Here is a 14,989-nt window from a genome sequence, read left to right as displayed (position 1 = left end):
TATGAACGAAACAGTTTTACAGGTAAAGGATTTAAAGACGTATTTATTCCTGGCCAGCGGGGTTGCCAAGGCTGTTGACGGAGTCAGCTTCAATCTGGAAAAAGGAAAAACGCTGGGCATTGTAGGCGAATCAGGTTCCGGAAAGAGCATGACGGCTTCATCCATCATAAGGCTTCTCCCCAGAAATACCGGAAAAATTCAAGACGGCGAAATAATATTTGACGACAGGGACGTGCTGTCCTTAAGCAAAAAGGAACTCCTTGAATTCAGGGGAAAAGATGTTGCCGTAATATTTCAGGATCCAATGTCAGCGCTGGACCCGGTGTTTAAAATCGGTGATCAGATGATTGAGAAAATCTGCGCTCACCAGAAGGTTTCAAAGCAGGAGGCAAGAGCTATAGCAGTTGAAGCTCTTAGAAAAGTGGGCATACCTAATCCTGAAAGCCGCATGCAGTCATATCCGTATGAACTTTCAGGAGGAATGTGCCAGAGAGTAATTATTGCAATGGCCATATGCAAACAGCCAAAGCTTGTTATTGCAGATGAACCGACCACGGCTCTCGATGTTACAGTCCAGGCACAGGTCCTGAAGCTTTTGAAAAACATGCAGAAAGAAAATGACACTGCAATTTTGCTGATAACTCACAACCTCGGAGTAGTGTGGGAGATGTGCGACACGGTAATGGTGATGTATGCAGGAAAAACTGTGGAGTATGCTACTACAGCAGACTTGTATTCGGAACCTCTTCATCCGTACACATGGGGGCTTCTGGATTCCATGCCGAAGCTGACGGATACGGCAAAGACAAAGCTTGTAACCATACCCGGAACGCCTCCGGATTTAAGGCTGACAGGTAACTGCTGTAATTTTTACAACAGATGTCCATACGTAAAACCCGTATGCACAGAAAAAGCACCGGAGCTTACAGAGGTAAAAAGGGGGCATTTTGTGGCGTGCCACAGACAGACAGCAGCAGAAAAGCTGGAAAAAGGGCAGGTGGAAATCAATGAGTGATAAGGCCATACTCCAAATCAAAAAACTCAGCAAGAATTTCAAGCTGAGGGGCAGCAGGATGTTTGAAGAGCCAAAAACACTTCATGCCCTCAGTGAAGTGAGCATTGACATTTATGAGGGTGAAACCCTGGGCGTCATAGGAGAGTCGGGCTGCGGCAAGTCAACATTTGGGAAATGCATCGTGAACCTTCACAGCGCCTCATCCGGAGAAATCATCTACAAGGGCGAAAACATCACGGATAAAAAAGGTAAAGAGCTGAAGAAACTAAGAAAAGAAATCCAGATAATATTTCAGGACCCCTATTCATCCCTTGATCCGAGAAAGTCTGCAGGGAACACCATATTGGAGCCCATGAATATTCACAATATTTCAAGTGGCAAGGAAAGAATGAACAGGGTTTCCTCTCTCATGCAGGAAGTCGGGCTGGATTCGCAGCACATATACCGCTACCCCCATGAATTTTCAGGGGGCCAGAGGCAGCGTATAAACATAGCGAGGGCGCTGGCTCTGGATCCCCAGATAATCGTGTGCGACGAACCTGTTTCGGCATTGGATGTTTCCGTGCAGGCGCAGGTGCTGAATCTTCTAAGCGATCTTCAGAAAAAGCACAACCTGACGTTAATATTCATATCCCATGATTTAAGCGTAATAAAGCACGTGAGCGACAGAGTGGCAATCATGTACCTTGGAAAAATAGTTGAGCTGTGCAAGGCAGAAGAAATTTATGAAAATCCGAAGCATCCCTATACTCAGGCTTTGCTTTCAGCCATTCCGCCGGACAGTCCTTTTGAAAAGAAAAAACAAATTGAACTTAGCGGAGAAATCCCAAGTCCCATAGGAGAGCAGAAGGGATGTTCCCTGGCTTCCCGTTGTCCATATGTTATGGAAAGATGCAGGAACGAAGTGCCTGAGCTTAAGGAAATAAGCAGCGGACATAAGACAGCCTGTTTCCTGTATTAAAAAAGATAGGAGAGAGCAAATGAGCATTTCAAAACAGGAGCTGCTTAACCTGGCAGCTGAGAAAGAGCAAGAACTTATAAACCTGACTTCGCAGCTTATCAGGATAAACAGCGAAAACCCAAACGGAAGTCAGCGTGAAGTAATAGATTTTGTAAAAAACTATTTAAATGAAGCGGGAATCGAAAACAAGGAGATTGCCGCCGATGAAACTTATCCCTGTGTGCTGGCCCAGATGGGTTCAGATGAAGGGTTCAGCATGATAATAAACGGCCATGTGGATGTGGTGCCGGCAGGAGACATATCCAAGTGGAAATTCGATCCCTTCGGAGGAGAAATAACTGAAACGCAGATTCTTGGGAGAGGAACATCCGATATGAAAGCCGGAGTGGCATGTACACTGTTTGCAATGAAGCTTTTAAAGGAAACAGGGGCAGATCTTAAAGGAAACATAAGGCTTCACATTGTGTCTGACGAGGAAACAGGCGGCGCATACGGAACAAAGTGGCTGTGCGAGCAGGGATACGCTGACAATGCCCATGCATGCCTTGTAGCGGAACCTACATCCAATTCAACCATTGAAATAGGACAAAAGGGTTCAAACGAACTCATAATCAAGTCCTACGGAACTCCTGCCCACGGAAGCCTGGGCAATTACAAGGGCGACAATGCCATACTGAAGCTTTCAAAGGTATTAGAAGGAATTGGAAGGCTTCACACGGTCAAGGGAAAATATGACGACAGCCAGCTTGAAGCTCTTGAGAATTCAAAGTTTATTGCAAAAAACAAACTGGATGTTCCGGGAATAGAAAATGTCATAGACCGCGTTACTGCCAATGTGGGTATAATAAGCGGAGGCAACAAGCTGAACATGGTTCCTGACTACTGCGAAGCCCGCGTGGACATCAGGCTTCCCATCGGTGTTGACGTTGCAGAGGTTGAAAGAGAAATAAAGGGAATGATAAAGGACAGCGGCGTCAGCGGAGTTGAGTATGAAGTTGAGTGGAAGAAATTCGGAAACAGCACTCCCATGGACTCATCAATTGTTCGGACTGTTAAAAAGCATGCGGAGGATTTGTGGGGAATCAAGGTTCTTCCTGCATACCAGTGGGCATCAAGCGATGCTGCCTTTTACAGAATACATGGCATTCCAACCATACAGTACGGTCCTTCCAACACAGAGGGCATCCATTCATACAATGAAACCGTGGATATAGAAGATGTGCTTAACGCAAGCAAAATATACCTTTTGACACTTTGCGATTTGCTGGGTGTCCAATAATAAATCAATCAGGTCTGCCAGAATGAAACAGTCTTTCATTTTAGGCAGACTTTTTTGTTGATTAAATTTGTTTGTCATTATATATTTAATGTACAAAGATACCAGCTGAACCCATTAATAATGGTTCAAATTAATAGGAGGCCGCTATGGAGATAACAGTAACAGATAAACTTAAAACTTACCTGATGGATAAAAGTGAAAAAAACATTACACTCAATCTTCCCATGAGAAAGTTTTGCTGTGCGGGACCGTACCTGCCGGCAGTGAGACTGGGAAAGCCAAAGAAAACAGACGAATTCAGCCTTGTGGAAATAGACGGTGTCACCGTATACATAAACAAGAAAATAAAATACTCCAAACCAAAGATGAACATAAGCCTCAGGCAGTTCATGCTGATGAAGGAAGTGTACGTGTTCGACCCGGATACGGTGTGCATCTGCAGCGGAGGAGAAAAGAATACTTAGAAATTTCAGCCATCCCGATATAAGGGGTGGTTTTTTATTAACCTTATAAAATGTGGACATAAACATTATAAATCAGGAATATACTTTAGCATATACTCTGAAGGAGGATTAAAGATGATACATGAAATTACGATGCCTAAATTAGGAATGATGGATGGAGATATCAATTTATCTGAATGGTATGTAAAGGAGGGGGACAAGGTTGCAGCCGGTCAGGAGCTGTGCGAAATCGAAAGCCAGAAGATTACTAATAAAATCGAAACAAAAATTGATGGTACAGTATTGAAAATATTTACGGATGAAGGAGATGAAGTTCCTATAGGAACACTGTTGGCGCTTATAGGTGAAGAAAGTGATGATATTTCAAAATATCTTTAGGATAGGGTGATTTAATGATTGGTATTATTGCAAATCCGTCATCAGGTAAAGATATAAGGCGTTTAGTCGCCCAGGCCACAGTGTTTGATAATATGGAAAAGGTCAATATTGTTCAGCGTATTTTGGCAGTCATATATACAGCAGGATTAAAAGATGTTTACATGATGCCTGATGCATTTCATATCTCACATAAGGCATCATACAACATCAAGCGCGGCATGAAAATAGATTTTGATATTAAGGAAATAGGGATAAAGTTCGGCAATGATCAGAATGATTCAACTCAAGCCGCTGCCATGCTGAGTGATATGGGTGCCTCATGCATTATAACGCTTGGTGGTGACGGAACAAACAGGGCGGTTGCCAAGGCATGCAAAGATGTACCGCTGATTCCTGTATCAACAGGCACAAATAATGTATTCCCTCTGATGCTGGAGGGTACAATGGCAGGAATGGCTGCTGTTATTGCCGAACGGGATGAAATGAAAAAGTTTCTTAAGATAACCAAGCGTAAAAAGCTAAACATTTATAAAAACGGTGAGCTTACAGACATAGCACTTATTGATGCGGCAATAACTGATGATATGTTTGTGGGGGCAAGGGCATTGTATGATCCGGAATCTTTAAGCGAATTGATTGTTACTGTTGCTAAGCCAGACTGCCTGGGTATGTCCGCAATAGCCGGAAGTGTTTATCCGGTAGAGGAAAGCGAATCAATAGGGCTGTATCTTGAAATGGGACAAGACGGAGAACTTGAAACATGGGTGCCCATGGCGCCGGGTGTTATGAAAAAAATCAGGTTCAAACAGTTTAAGAAAATAGTCTTGGGTGAAAGGATAAAGGTCAAAGCCATGGAAGGAATGGTAGCATTGGATGGAGAGCGTGAAGTTCCATTTAACAAGAATGATACCGTAGAAATCGAATTGTCTTATGAAGGACCAAATGTGATAGATATTCACAAAAGTTTGAAAGCTGCTTCTGAAGGAGGTTTCTTCATTGAAAAAGGTGGACATGGATTGGCAAAGTCATCTTGCTATAGCTTTTATTCTGAAAATTAGTGTTTTAATTAAATTAATATAAGGGAGGAACAAGATGAAAGTATCAAATGAGGATTTAATTAAGTTGTATGGCGAAATGTGGTTGATTCGATTGTTTGAGCAACGGGCTTCGGATTTATTTGCTAAAGGGGTTCTGCCTGGTTTTATACATCTTGGAATAGGGCAGGAGGCATTTATGGTAGGAACACATTACAATATTAAAGCGGGAGACAGCGTAGGCACAAGCCATAGAGAACACGGTCTTCTGCTGGGGCTTGGTATAACTCCAAATGAGCTTATGGCTGAACTTTATGGAAGGGTAACAGGCTCTAACAAGGGAAAGGGTGGATCCATGCACGCTTGCAGCCCTAAAAACGGTGCTCTTGGATGCAACGGCATACTCGGACCCGCACAGACAATAATTAATGGTTATGGATTTGCTCATAAGGTTAGGAATGACGGCAACATAGCAGTTACGGTTTTCGGCGATGGAGCATCAAACAGGGGAGATGTTCATGAGGGTATGAATCTGGCAAGTGTTATGAATCTTCCTGTGGTGTTCATAATTATTGACAACGGCTATGGCATTTCAATGTCCAGCAAGGATTCATCGGTAATTGCAGACTTGTCGGCAAGAGCTGCAAGCTATGGTATGCCGGGACTTACTGCTGACGGCAATGATGTGCTTGCAGTAATCGAGGCAACAGGTGAAGCCTTTAAACGCGCAAGAGAAGGAGGAGGACCTTCGGTTGTGGAATTTAAAACATACCGTCATCGCGGTCATTTTGAAGGTGACCCAACACCGTACAGAACAAAGGAAGAACTGGAAATGTGGATGAAAAAGGATCCTATTCTTAATCTCGAAAAAGTGCTTCTTGAACGTGAGGTAATAAATGAAGAGCAGATGAAGGAAATACAGGCGGAACAGCTTGCAGTTATTGATGCGGCTCAGAAATTTGCTGAAGAAAGCCCATTCCCTGAAGGGCCGGAAGGATATGAGGATGTATTTTATTTTTACGAAGGGAGTGATAAATAATGAGAAAAATTACTGTGGCTCAAGCTATAAATGAAGCATTGGCAGAAGAAATTTCGTTAAACAATGAGGTGTTTGTTCTGGGTGAGGATGTGGGCAAATTTGGTGGATGTTTTGGCGTAACAGCCGGATTATATGATAAGTTCCCCGACAACGTAATCGACACTCCCATTTCTGAAGCAGGTATCATGGGGTTATCGGCAGGTGCTGCATACATGGGCATGAAGATGGTTCCTGAGCTAATGTTTGCTGACTTTACCGGAGTAGCAATGGATTATTTTCTGAACCAGATATCAAAATCCAGATACATGGGCGGAATGCAGCCTGAAGGCAAAGAGTGCTGCGTTGTTGTCAGGCTGCCCAACGGAGCAGGAGTAACTGCAGCAGCCCAACACTCCCAATGCATAGAAGCATTGCTGATGAATATTCCCGGTATTAAGATAGCAATCCCAAGCACGCCTGCTGATTATAAAGGAATGCTGAAGTATGCCATAAGGGGAAAAGATCCTGTTGCATTTTTCGAACACAAACTGCTTTACGGCATTAAGGGAGAAGTACCAGATGAAGATTATGTAATACCTTTAGCATCAGCTGATGTTAAAAGGGAAGGTACAGATGTCACTGTTATTGCCACTCAGGTTATGGTTCATAAGTCTCTGGCTGCTGCCGATAAACTTGCGAAGGAAGGTATAAGCGTGGAAGTCGTAGATCCACGAAGCTTAAAGCCGCTTGATACAAAAACAATAATTGATTCAGTCAAAAAGACAGGTCGTGTTGTTCTTGTAAATGAGGCACCCGAATTTGGAAATGCCTTGACAGAGATTGGGCTTCAGATTGCCGAACTTGCCTTGAAGGAATTAAAGGCAGCTCCGGTGCGTGTTTGCGGTCCGAACAGACCTATTCCGTTTTCTCCTGTCCTGGAAAAACAGTGGCTTGTAAGTGAAGAAGATATTATTGAAGGTATAAAAAGCGTTTTGAAATAACTATATAAGGCTCTCTTTCGGAGAGCCTTTAAGATATTTAATCAGGAGGTCATTAATGACAGAGCAGAACATGAAGTTCAAAGAAAAAAAGATTAAGGGAATGCGTAAGACGATTGCTGAAAACATGGCATACAGTTCAAGAGAAAGTGCTGCAATAACTCAAACAAGGACTGCAGACGTTACGGAGCTTATAGATATCAGAAAAGCAAGGAAAGAAGAGTATAACAACAAGGGGATTGATATGCCTTCTATAAACGATATGGTTATAAAAGCTGCAGCATTGGCATTAAGGGAGCATCCGGATTTGAATTCCACATTTCAGGATAATATAATCAAAACATACGAGGACATTAACATAAGCATGGCAGTAGCTCTTCCAAATGGACTGATAACACCTGTAATAAGAAATGCTGATAAGTTGTCACTGCATGAAATAAGCATTAAGACAAAGCTAGCAGCAGATAAGGCACGGACAGGAGGCTTAACTGCCGATGACATAACAGGCGGTACATTTACAATTACCAATGTTGGAATGGTGAAGGTTGAAACGGCAACACCAATCATAAACTCACCGCAGGTTGCTATTCTTGCAGCAGGCACTATTGTACCAAGGCTTGAAAGAATAGAAGGAGAAATAGTGGAAAGGCAGAGAATGTTTTTGAGCTTGACGGTCGATCACAGAATAATAGACGGATATCCTGCAGCATTGTATTTGAATACTGTTTGTGATATACTGGAAAAACCGGAACAGTTGTGGGTATAAATTAATTAAACAGGAGGAAGTATGCTAAAGAGATATGTTGTTGAAATCGGAGTTGGAACAGACATGCACGGAGGTGACCTTACCAAGGCTGCAGTGAAGGCTGTGAAGGATGCAACCTCAAGAAGCTGCTTATGCGGCATTGAAGATGTTTTAGGGAAGAGCCCCCTTGGCATGCATGTTCACGTTAAAATCGGATGCTCAAATCCGGAAAAAATAGACAAGGAAACGGTGCTTAAGGCAGTTCCTGTGGGCACAGGTGAAATTGAGGTGGTTCAGGGTGGACTGGGAGTTCGCGGTCTTGAGGTTCCTGCCTTTGGTGACGGGAATACCATTGAGGTTGTTGTGGCGGCACTGACGGTTTACATAGAAGTTTAATATCATATAGGCCTGTTGCTTTGCAACAGCCTTTTTGTTTTATGCAGCAATATAAGTCCAAATGTTTCCATTGTATTGACAGGTGATAATAATTCAATTAAAATTAAATGCAATGAATACGTTCACAATAATTGATTAATCTCGAGGGTATTAATGGGAGACGAACTTAAAGTGCGAAAGATTAAACAGGAAATAGATGAAATTAAAAGAGTAACGGAGAAGCTTGACATTTCCCGGGACATAAATCAGGAGCTGCAGTCCAGATTTGACAGGATAGATGAAGTCTACAGTGATTTCATGGACAAGTACCTGGACTTCAAGGAAATAAGCGACCATCTTTACGACGGTATTTACATATCCGACGGAACGGGAAAAACGATTTTCGTAAACGAAGCATACTCACGCATCACGGGAATACAAAAGGAAGAGGTCATCGGAAGGAACGTTCATGACATTTCAAAGGAAGGAAAACTCTACAGGGGAGCTGTAACCATGGAGGTGATCAGGAAAAAGGAAATGGTTAACTCTATGGGGAAAAGCTTTGTGAACAACAAGGATCTTCTTGTGACCGGTTCCCCCATAATGGATGAAAATGGAGATGTTAAGCTGGTTGTAATTAACAACAGGGACATAAGTAATCTGAAAGAACTTGAGCTAAAAAACGCAGAGCTTCAAAATGACAAGCAAAGAGCCAGTCAGGAAATCGAATTTCTGAGAAGACAGCAGACCTCCAAGTCTAAGTTTGTGTATGAAGGGGAGAACATGAAGGCTGTCATGGACCTGGTGAACATAATTGCTCCCACGGATGTTACAGTTCTCATAACCGGTGAATCTGGAACAGGCAAGGAAGTCATTGTGGATGAGATTTATCAGCGAAGCAACCGAAGGGACAAACCCATAATAAAGGTCAACTGTGCCGCCATTCCCGGTGAACTTTTGGAATCAGAGCTTTTCGGCTACGAAGGGGGAGCGTTTACCGGTGCCAGGAAGTCAGGAAAAATGGGAATGTTCGAACTGGCAAACGAAGGAACCATTCTGCTTGATGAAATTGGTGAAATGAGTCTCAAGCTGCAGTCAAAACTTCTGAGGGTGCTGCAGAGCAGGGAGATCGTCAGGATAGGCGGGAATCAGCCAGTCAGGCTGGACATTCGCGTGATTGCCTCAACAAACAGGGATCTGCGGGAGGAAATAAGAAACGGAAAGTTCCGCGAGGATCTTTTCTACAGACTCAATGTTGTTCCCATTGAGCTTAAGCCCCTGAGGGAAAGAAAAGAGGAAATTCACGTTCTGTCAAAAGAATTTCTCAACAGGTTCAACAAGAAGTACAACAAGAACGCCGAATTTGAGGAGGAAGCACTTAAGCTTCTTAAGATGTACGAGTGGCCGGGAAATATAAGGGAGTTGGAGAACTTAACAGAGAGGCTGGTTGTAATAAACAATGACGGAATCATAAGGGCTGACAGCCTTGCTTCCATGCTGGATATTGATAAGCTCGACTTAACACTGAAGATTTCGAAAAACAGATCCGGAAAGACAACTTTGAAGGAAGCTGTCCGCAGCCTTGAAAGGGAAATGATAGAACATGTAGTTAAGGAATGCGGCTCGGTGAATAAAGCAGCATCCGTTTTGGGACTCAGTCAACCGGCCCTGTGGAAAAAGTGCAGGGTTTTGGAAATAAGTGCTGATAAATTTTGATAAAAAATTGTTTTACTAATAATTCGAATTGCAGCTATAACAAAAGTTATAAAATATATAACATTTGTTATAGCTTTTCTAATGTTTTGAAAGATGCAAAATTTTTGTTGGAATTGTAATGAAATGCAAACAATTTCCGAAAATGTTTTCACGTGCTGAGGCTTGTCAGAAAATTAATATTATAACTTAAGTTATAATGAGCCGAACGATAAATTGAAAAGAAATATTTGTCATGTGCTGTTCTCTTTGAAAAATCAACATTTGTATTTTGTTCTCCAAGTTGGCACGATTTATGCTTTATATATAGCAAACGAATAAGGAGGATAAAATGAGTAAGACAATAATAACGGTAGCTCCTACCGGAGCATGGCCAACCAAGGAAAACAACCCCAACATACCTCTGACTCCGAAAGAAATCGCAGAAGATGTGTATGAATGCTACAAGGCAGGTGCTGCTGTAGCACATCTTCACATGAGGGACGATGAAGGCAAGGGCACAATGAGCAAGGAGAAGTTTGCTGAAACTGTGGCACTCATCAGGGAAAAATGCGACATCGTGCTGAACCTTACCACATCAGGGGACTTAAACGCAACAGACGAAACAAGGCAGGCACACCTTAAGCTTTTAAGACCTGATATGGCTTCATACGACTGCGGCTCCATGAACTGGATGAACAACAGCCTGTTTATAAACCATCCGAAATTCCTTGAGGAGCTCGGCAGGACTATGCAGGAATACGGAGTAAAGCCTGAGATTGAAATTTTTGACGCAGGCATGATTTACAACTCTTTGTACTACCTTAAACAAGGGGTGCTGAAAGCTCCGCTGCACTATCAGTTTGTATTGGGAGCTGCAGGCGGAACAGCAGCAACTGTGGAGAACCTTGTATATCTTAAAAATCTGATTCCTGAAGGCTCTACATGGTCAGCGCTTGGAATCGGCAAAGGGCATGTGCCGATAATGCTGACTGCCATTGCCATGGGTGGACACGTTCGTGTAGGCATGGAAGACAATGTTGTGTTTGCTCCGAAGGTTCTGGCTGACTCCAATGCACAGTTCGTAACAAGGGCAGCAAACTTAATCAGGGAGGCAGGCAACCAGGTTGCAACCCCGGATGATGCAAGAGAAATTTTAGGTTTGAGGAAATAAATAAATTAAGAGAGGCATGAATAAATGATCAGAAATATTGCAGTGCTTGGTGCAGGAACAATGGGGCACGGCATAGCCGAAACATTCGCTATGTATGGGTATCCTGTCAATCTGTATGAGACAAGCGAAAAAATCAAAAGCTCGGTTATGGGGACTATAAAAGCGGAACTAATTTTTGCAGCAGAGAACGGACTTGTAAACAAATCGGAAATTGAATCAATCCTAAACAATATTACTTTATATGACGATTTAAAATCAGCTGTTGAAAACGCCGACTATGTCATTGAAGCCACACCTGAAATCATTGAGCTTAAGCAAAGATTATTCAGCGAAATTGACGGATATTGCAAGGAGGATACAATCTTTGCAAGCAATACATCCAGCCTTGCCCTGAATGAAATGATGAAGAACGTGTCAGAATCAAGAAAAGAAAAAATGATGGTATGTCACTGGTATAATCCGGCACATCTCATGCCTATCGCGGAATTATCATATTTTGGAAATATGAATGAAGAAACATACAAAAATGTTGAAGAACTTTACCACAAGGTAGGCAAACAGACCGTTAAGGTTCTTAAGGACGTTCCAGGCCTTGTAGCTAACAGGATTCAGCAGGGGGTTGCCCGCGAGGTGTTCTCTCTAATCGAGATGGGAGTGGCTTCGCCAAAGGACATCGACACGGCTTTGAAGTTCGGACCGGCATTCAGATATGCGACTACGGGACAACTGGAAGTTGCAGACATGGGAGGTCTTGACATATGGTGCACGGTAGGTGATAACCTTCTATCAGTAATGGACAACAGAACGGAAGCAAATCCCATATTGAGACAGAAGGTTTCTGAAGGAAAACTGGGACTGAAATCAGGTGAAGGATTCTTCGAATATCCAGCAGAAAAAGTAGAAGAATTGAAGAACAACTTTAACAAAAGATTAATAACTCAGCTGAAAGTATCTAAAAATTATATTTGATAAGGAGAACTAATCATGACGAAAGACAGTTCACAAAAAATCGATAAAGGAACGTTTTTGTGGAGATTTAGCAAGAAATTCAATTTTGCGGCGGAAAACATAATACCTGACCCATTAGTATTTTGTCTCATATTAACAATATTGGTATTCGTTGCCGGAGTTATATTTACAGATCACGGAATAATGGGAATGCTGACATCATGGTACAACGGAATCTGGTCACAAATAGCTTTTGCTTTTCAAATGTCATTCATGGTAGTAACCTGTGCAGTAACAGCCAGATCAAAACAGGTTAAGAAGCTATTGAAGGGTTTCGCGAAACTGGTAAGCACTCCTAATGCAGCAGTAATCCTGCTCATGGCTTTCGGATATGCTTCAAGCTTTTTAAACTGGGCTTTCTGCACCATAGTAACTCCAATACTTGCAATGGAGCTTACAAAAAACATAAAAGGATTGCACTTTCCAATGCTCATAGCAGCAGGCTACTCAACAATGTGCCTTGGCCAGTGCCTTGGACCTAGTGCATCGGTATATGCACTTCTGGCAGGAAAGGAACACTTCCTGGTAGATAAAATTGGAGTGCTCACTCAAGATGTAACCACATACAATCCTATGAACGTTATTGTGTGGACCATCCTTGCCGTAGGAACCATAATTCTTACGTTAAGAACAATGCCGCCAAAGCATGAAATAGTTGAATACCAGGGTACAGACGCAGAAGATGAAGAAGAAGCTGCAGAAGAGAAAGTAACTTTTGCAGATAAAATGAACGGCAGCAAGGTTATAATGATTCTGGTGGGAATCGCAGGACTTGTAAATGTTGTATTTACTTTCATGCAAAAAGGATTCCTGGGCGCGCTGAGCCTGAACTTCGTAATTTTCATATTCCTTACGGCAAACTTCCTATTGTACAATACACCTGCAAAATTCATCACAGCATACAGAGAAAACTTAAGCCTTGCCACTGACGTTATGATTCAGTTCCCGTTCTATGGTGGAATTTCAGGCATGATGGCCGATTCAGGACTGGGTCAGATTATAGTAGGGGGAATATGCCAGCTGGCAACAGCTTACACGCTGCCGGTGTTCTCTTACCTGTCAGCTTCCATAGTAAACCTGTTCATTCCTTCACAGGGTGGACAATGGATCGTACAAGGTCCTATCATCATGGATGCCGCGTTGAGACTTGATGCAAACATACCTCACGTTATCAACGCATTTGTTTACGGCGATGAAGCGACCAACCTGCTGCAGCCTTTGTACGTAATACCTGCTCTGTCTGTTGTAGGCATGAAGCTTAAAGATGTTTGGGGCTACATGGCATTCATCTGGCTGTTCTGGTGCATTGCTACAACATTGGGCTTGTTGATAGTTCCAATGTTCATTTAAACAGTTTATACATCCCAAATTGAAACTCTTATATAATAGTCCTGCAGACACCCGCATTGCCTCCCGCAATCCGGGTGTTTTGCTTGTGGCAAAACTCTGTCCTGTCATTCTGAGCGTTAGCGAAGAATCTCAGTTTTTTGACCGGCTCTGCAAAAATATCAGAATGGTTTACCAAACACAAACTTGATATCGAAAAATATTATGGTATAATAAAATCTAAAATGTTACATTATGAACCAATGGAGGTAATTAAATGTCAGTTGTAAGACCGTTTAGAGCCATAAGGCCTGCAGTGGAGTATGCGGACAAAATGATTTCGCTGCCCTACGACGTCATGAACAGAGAGGAAGCTGCAGCAATGGCAAAGGGCAATCCATACAGCTTTCTTCACATATGCAGATCAGAAATAGACCTTCCTCAGGAAGATAATCCATATGACGTGAAAGTATATGAAAAAGCAAAGGAAAACATAGAAAAATATCTTTCGGACAGAGTAATGGTCCGTGATGAAAAGCCAATGTACTACGTGTACAGGCAGGTTATGGACAACAGGACGCAGACAGGGCTTGTGGCTTGCGTTTCCATAGACGATTACATAAATGATGTCATAAAGAAGCACGAGTACACCAGAGTTGAAAAGGAAATTGACCGAATCAATCATTTTGATATATGCAACGCAAATACCGAGCCGGTATTCTTAACTTACAGGGATGACGAAAGCTTAAGGTCAGCCATTGAAGGATGGGCAGACAGCCATGCTTTTGAATACCATATCAAAACAGGCGACGGCATTTTGCACACGCTCTGGATAATTGACGATGATGAAACAGTTGCCGGAATAATGTCCATGTTTGCCAAAATCCCAAATCTCTACATTGCAGACGGACACCACAGGTCGGCTTCCGCCGCTAAGGTAGGTCTCAAGAGAAGGGAAGAAAACCCGGGATATACCGGCGAAGAAGAATTCAATTACTTTATGGCAGTAATTTTCCCTGACAGCGACCTTAAGATCTTTGACTACAACAGGGTTGTGAAAGATTTAAACGGCCTGACATATGAAGAGTTTCTGAATAAAACCGAAGAGAAATTTGCCGTAACAAAAATAATGAACGGACCGTACACTCCTGAAAAGAAACACACCTTCGGCATGTATCTTGACGGAAACTGGTATAAGCTTGAGGCAAAGCCGGAAATAATAAGTGCTGATGATGTAATTAAGTCCCTGGATGTTTCAATTCTGCAGGATCATTTGCTGAATCCTGTGCTTGGCATAGAGGATCCCAGAACCGACAAGCGAATTGATTTCATCGGAGGCATCAGAGGTCTTTCTGAGCTTGAAAGAAGGGCTGGCAGCGACATGAAGGTTGCATTTGCCGTGTATGCCGTGAATGTGTCCGACCTGTTTGAGGTTTCTGACCAGAACAAGGTTATGCCGCCTAAGTCCACCTGGTTTGAACCGAAGCTTGGAAGCGGACTTTTCATCCACGAACTGTAAAAA

Annotated in this window: 15 protein-coding genes; all 15 read left to right on the top strand. The window is 42.7% G+C overall.

All coding sequences use genetic code 11. The features are described 5' to 3' along the window. Position 1: 1 nt before the first annotated feature. Positions 2-1,015, top strand: a complete 1,014-nt coding sequence (locus tag AAGU76_RS07460; RefSeq protein ID WP_342484847.1) for an ABC transporter ATP-binding protein — start codon at positions 2-4, stop codon at positions 1,013-1,015. Then, positions 1,008-1,976, top strand: coding sequence for an oligopeptide/dipeptide ABC transporter ATP-binding protein (locus tag AAGU76_RS07455; RefSeq protein WP_342484846.1), 969 nt, complete (start codon positions 1,008-1,010; stop codon positions 1,974-1,976). Before AAGU76_RS07460 ends, AAGU76_RS07455 begins: the two co-directional genes overlap by 8 nt. 19 nt (positions 1,977-1,995) lie before the next feature. Continuing rightward, a complete protein-coding gene (locus AAGU76_RS07450) occupies positions 1,996-3,255 on the top strand; it encodes a M20 family metallopeptidase (protein ID WP_342484845.1) in 1,260 nt (419 codons plus the stop codon). 146 nt (positions 3,256-3,401) lie between these two features. Next, positions 3,402-3,719: a CC/Se motif family (seleno)protein gene (locus AAGU76_RS07445; protein ID WP_342484844.1), complete on the top strand. Its 318-nt coding sequence runs from the start codon at positions 3,402-3,404 to the stop codon at positions 3,717-3,719. A 114-nt stretch (positions 3,720-3,833) separates the two neighbouring features. Continuing rightward, a complete protein-coding gene (locus AAGU76_RS07440) occupies positions 3,834-4,097 on the top strand; it encodes a biotin/lipoyl-containing protein (RefSeq protein WP_342484843.1) in 264 nt (87 codons plus the stop codon). Between the two features lie 14 nt (positions 4,098-4,111). Next, entirely contained in the window at positions 4,112-5,155 is a 1,044-nt protein-coding gene (locus AAGU76_RS07435) for an NAD(+)/NADH kinase (protein ID WP_342484842.1), read from the top strand. 34 nt (positions 5,156-5,189) lie between these two features. Next, on the top strand, positions 5,190-6,170 hold the full coding sequence (locus AAGU76_RS07430; RefSeq protein WP_342484841.1) for a thiamine pyrophosphate-dependent dehydrogenase E1 component subunit alpha: 981 nt from the start codon (positions 5,190-5,192) through the stop codon (positions 6,168-6,170). Continuing rightward, positions 6,170-7,150 (top strand): alpha-ketoacid dehydrogenase subunit beta, encoded by a 981-nt coding sequence (locus tag AAGU76_RS07425; protein ID WP_342484840.1) that lies wholly within the window; start codon positions 6,170-6,172, stop codon positions 7,148-7,150. The genes AAGU76_RS07430 and AAGU76_RS07425 overlap by 1 nt, the downstream gene beginning before the upstream one ends. Before the next feature lie 55 nt (positions 7,151-7,205). Continuing rightward, positions 7,206-7,913 carry a dihydrolipoamide acetyltransferase family protein gene (locus tag AAGU76_RS07420; protein WP_342484839.1) on the top strand — a complete coding sequence of 236 codons (708 nt, stop codon included), beginning with the start codon at positions 7,206-7,208 and terminating at the stop codon, positions 7,911-7,913. Positions 7,914-7,934: 21 nt separating this feature from the next. Next, on the top strand, positions 7,935-8,288 hold the full coding sequence (locus tag AAGU76_RS07415; RefSeq protein WP_342484838.1) for a Lin0512 family protein: 354 nt from the start codon (positions 7,935-7,937) through the stop codon (positions 8,286-8,288). 153 nt (positions 8,289-8,441) lie between these two features. Next, positions 8,442-9,983 (top strand): sigma 54-interacting transcriptional regulator, encoded by a 1,542-nt coding sequence (locus tag AAGU76_RS07410; protein ID WP_342484837.1) that lies wholly within the window; start codon positions 8,442-8,444, stop codon positions 9,981-9,983. A 328-nt stretch (positions 9,984-10,311) separates the two neighbouring features. Then, positions 10,312-11,133, top strand: a complete 822-nt coding sequence (locus tag AAGU76_RS07405) for a 3-keto-5-aminohexanoate cleavage protein (RefSeq protein WP_342484836.1) — start codon at positions 10,312-10,314, stop codon at positions 11,131-11,133. 24 nt (positions 11,134-11,157) lie between these two features. Further along, complete coding sequence (locus tag AAGU76_RS07400) at positions 11,158-12,102, top strand: 3-hydroxyacyl-CoA dehydrogenase NAD-binding domain-containing protein (RefSeq protein ID WP_342484835.1); 945 nt, start codon at positions 11,158-11,160, stop codon at positions 12,100-12,102. Between the two features lie 15 nt (positions 12,103-12,117). Then, positions 12,118-13,491, top strand: a complete 1,374-nt coding sequence (locus AAGU76_RS07395) for a TIGR00366 family protein (RefSeq protein WP_342484834.1) — start codon at positions 12,118-12,120, stop codon at positions 13,489-13,491. A gap of 253 nt (positions 13,492-13,744) precedes the next feature. Further along, positions 13,745-14,986, top strand: a complete 1,242-nt coding sequence (locus tag AAGU76_RS07390) for a DUF1015 family protein (protein WP_342484833.1) — start codon at positions 13,745-13,747, stop codon at positions 14,984-14,986. Positions 14,987-14,989 lie beyond the last annotated feature (3 nt).

Source organism: Sedimentibacter sp. (assembly GCF_038562225.1).
Taxonomy (GTDB): domain Bacteria; phylum Bacillota; class Clostridia; order Tissierellales; family Sedimentibacteraceae; genus Sedimentibacter.
Note: the sequence above shows the minus strand (reverse complement) of the source record. Positions and strands in the feature narration are given on the sequence as shown.

Bases quoted from the DNA above. Each gene is read 5' to 3' on its own strand.
- AAGU76_RS07460 (WP_342484847.1), top strand. From the start codon at position 2: ATGAACGAAACAGTTTTACAGGTAAAGGATTTAAAGACGTATTTATTC.
- AAGU76_RS07455 (WP_342484846.1), top strand. From the start codon at position 1,008: ATGAGTGATAAGGCCATACTCCAAATCAAAAAACTCAGCAAGAATTTC.
- AAGU76_RS07450 (WP_342484845.1), top strand. From the start codon at position 1,996: ATGAGCATTTCAAAACAGGAGCTGCTTAACCTGGCAGCTGAGAAAGAG.
- AAGU76_RS07445 (WP_342484844.1), top strand. From the start codon at position 3,402: ATGGAGATAACAGTAACAGATAAACTTAAAACTTACCTGATGGATAAA.
- AAGU76_RS07440 (WP_342484843.1), top strand. From the start codon at position 3,834: ATGATACATGAAATTACGATGCCTAAATTAGGAATGATGGATGGAGAT.
- AAGU76_RS07435 (WP_342484842.1), top strand. From the start codon at position 4,112: ATGATTGGTATTATTGCAAATCCGTCATCAGGTAAAGATATAAGGCGT.
- AAGU76_RS07430 (WP_342484841.1), top strand. From the start codon at position 5,190: ATGAAAGTATCAAATGAGGATTTAATTAAGTTGTATGGCGAAATGTGG.
- AAGU76_RS07425 (WP_342484840.1), top strand. From the start codon at position 6,170: ATGAGAAAAATTACTGTGGCTCAAGCTATAAATGAAGCATTGGCAGAA.
- AAGU76_RS07420 (WP_342484839.1), top strand. From the start codon at position 7,206: ATGACAGAGCAGAACATGAAGTTCAAAGAAAAAAAGATTAAGGGAATG.
- AAGU76_RS07415 (WP_342484838.1), top strand. From the start codon at position 7,935: ATGCTAAAGAGATATGTTGTTGAAATCGGAGTTGGAACAGACATGCAC.
- AAGU76_RS07410 (WP_342484837.1), top strand. From the start codon at position 8,442: ATGGGAGACGAACTTAAAGTGCGAAAGATTAAACAGGAAATAGATGAA.
- AAGU76_RS07405 (WP_342484836.1), top strand. From the start codon at position 10,312: ATGAGTAAGACAATAATAACGGTAGCTCCTACCGGAGCATGGCCAACC.
- AAGU76_RS07400 (WP_342484835.1), top strand. From the start codon at position 11,158: ATGATCAGAAATATTGCAGTGCTTGGTGCAGGAACAATGGGGCACGGC.
- AAGU76_RS07395 (WP_342484834.1), top strand. From the start codon at position 12,118: ATGACGAAAGACAGTTCACAAAAAATCGATAAAGGAACGTTTTTGTGG.
- AAGU76_RS07390 (WP_342484833.1), top strand. From the start codon at position 13,745: ATGTCAGTTGTAAGACCGTTTAGAGCCATAAGGCCTGCAGTGGAGTAT.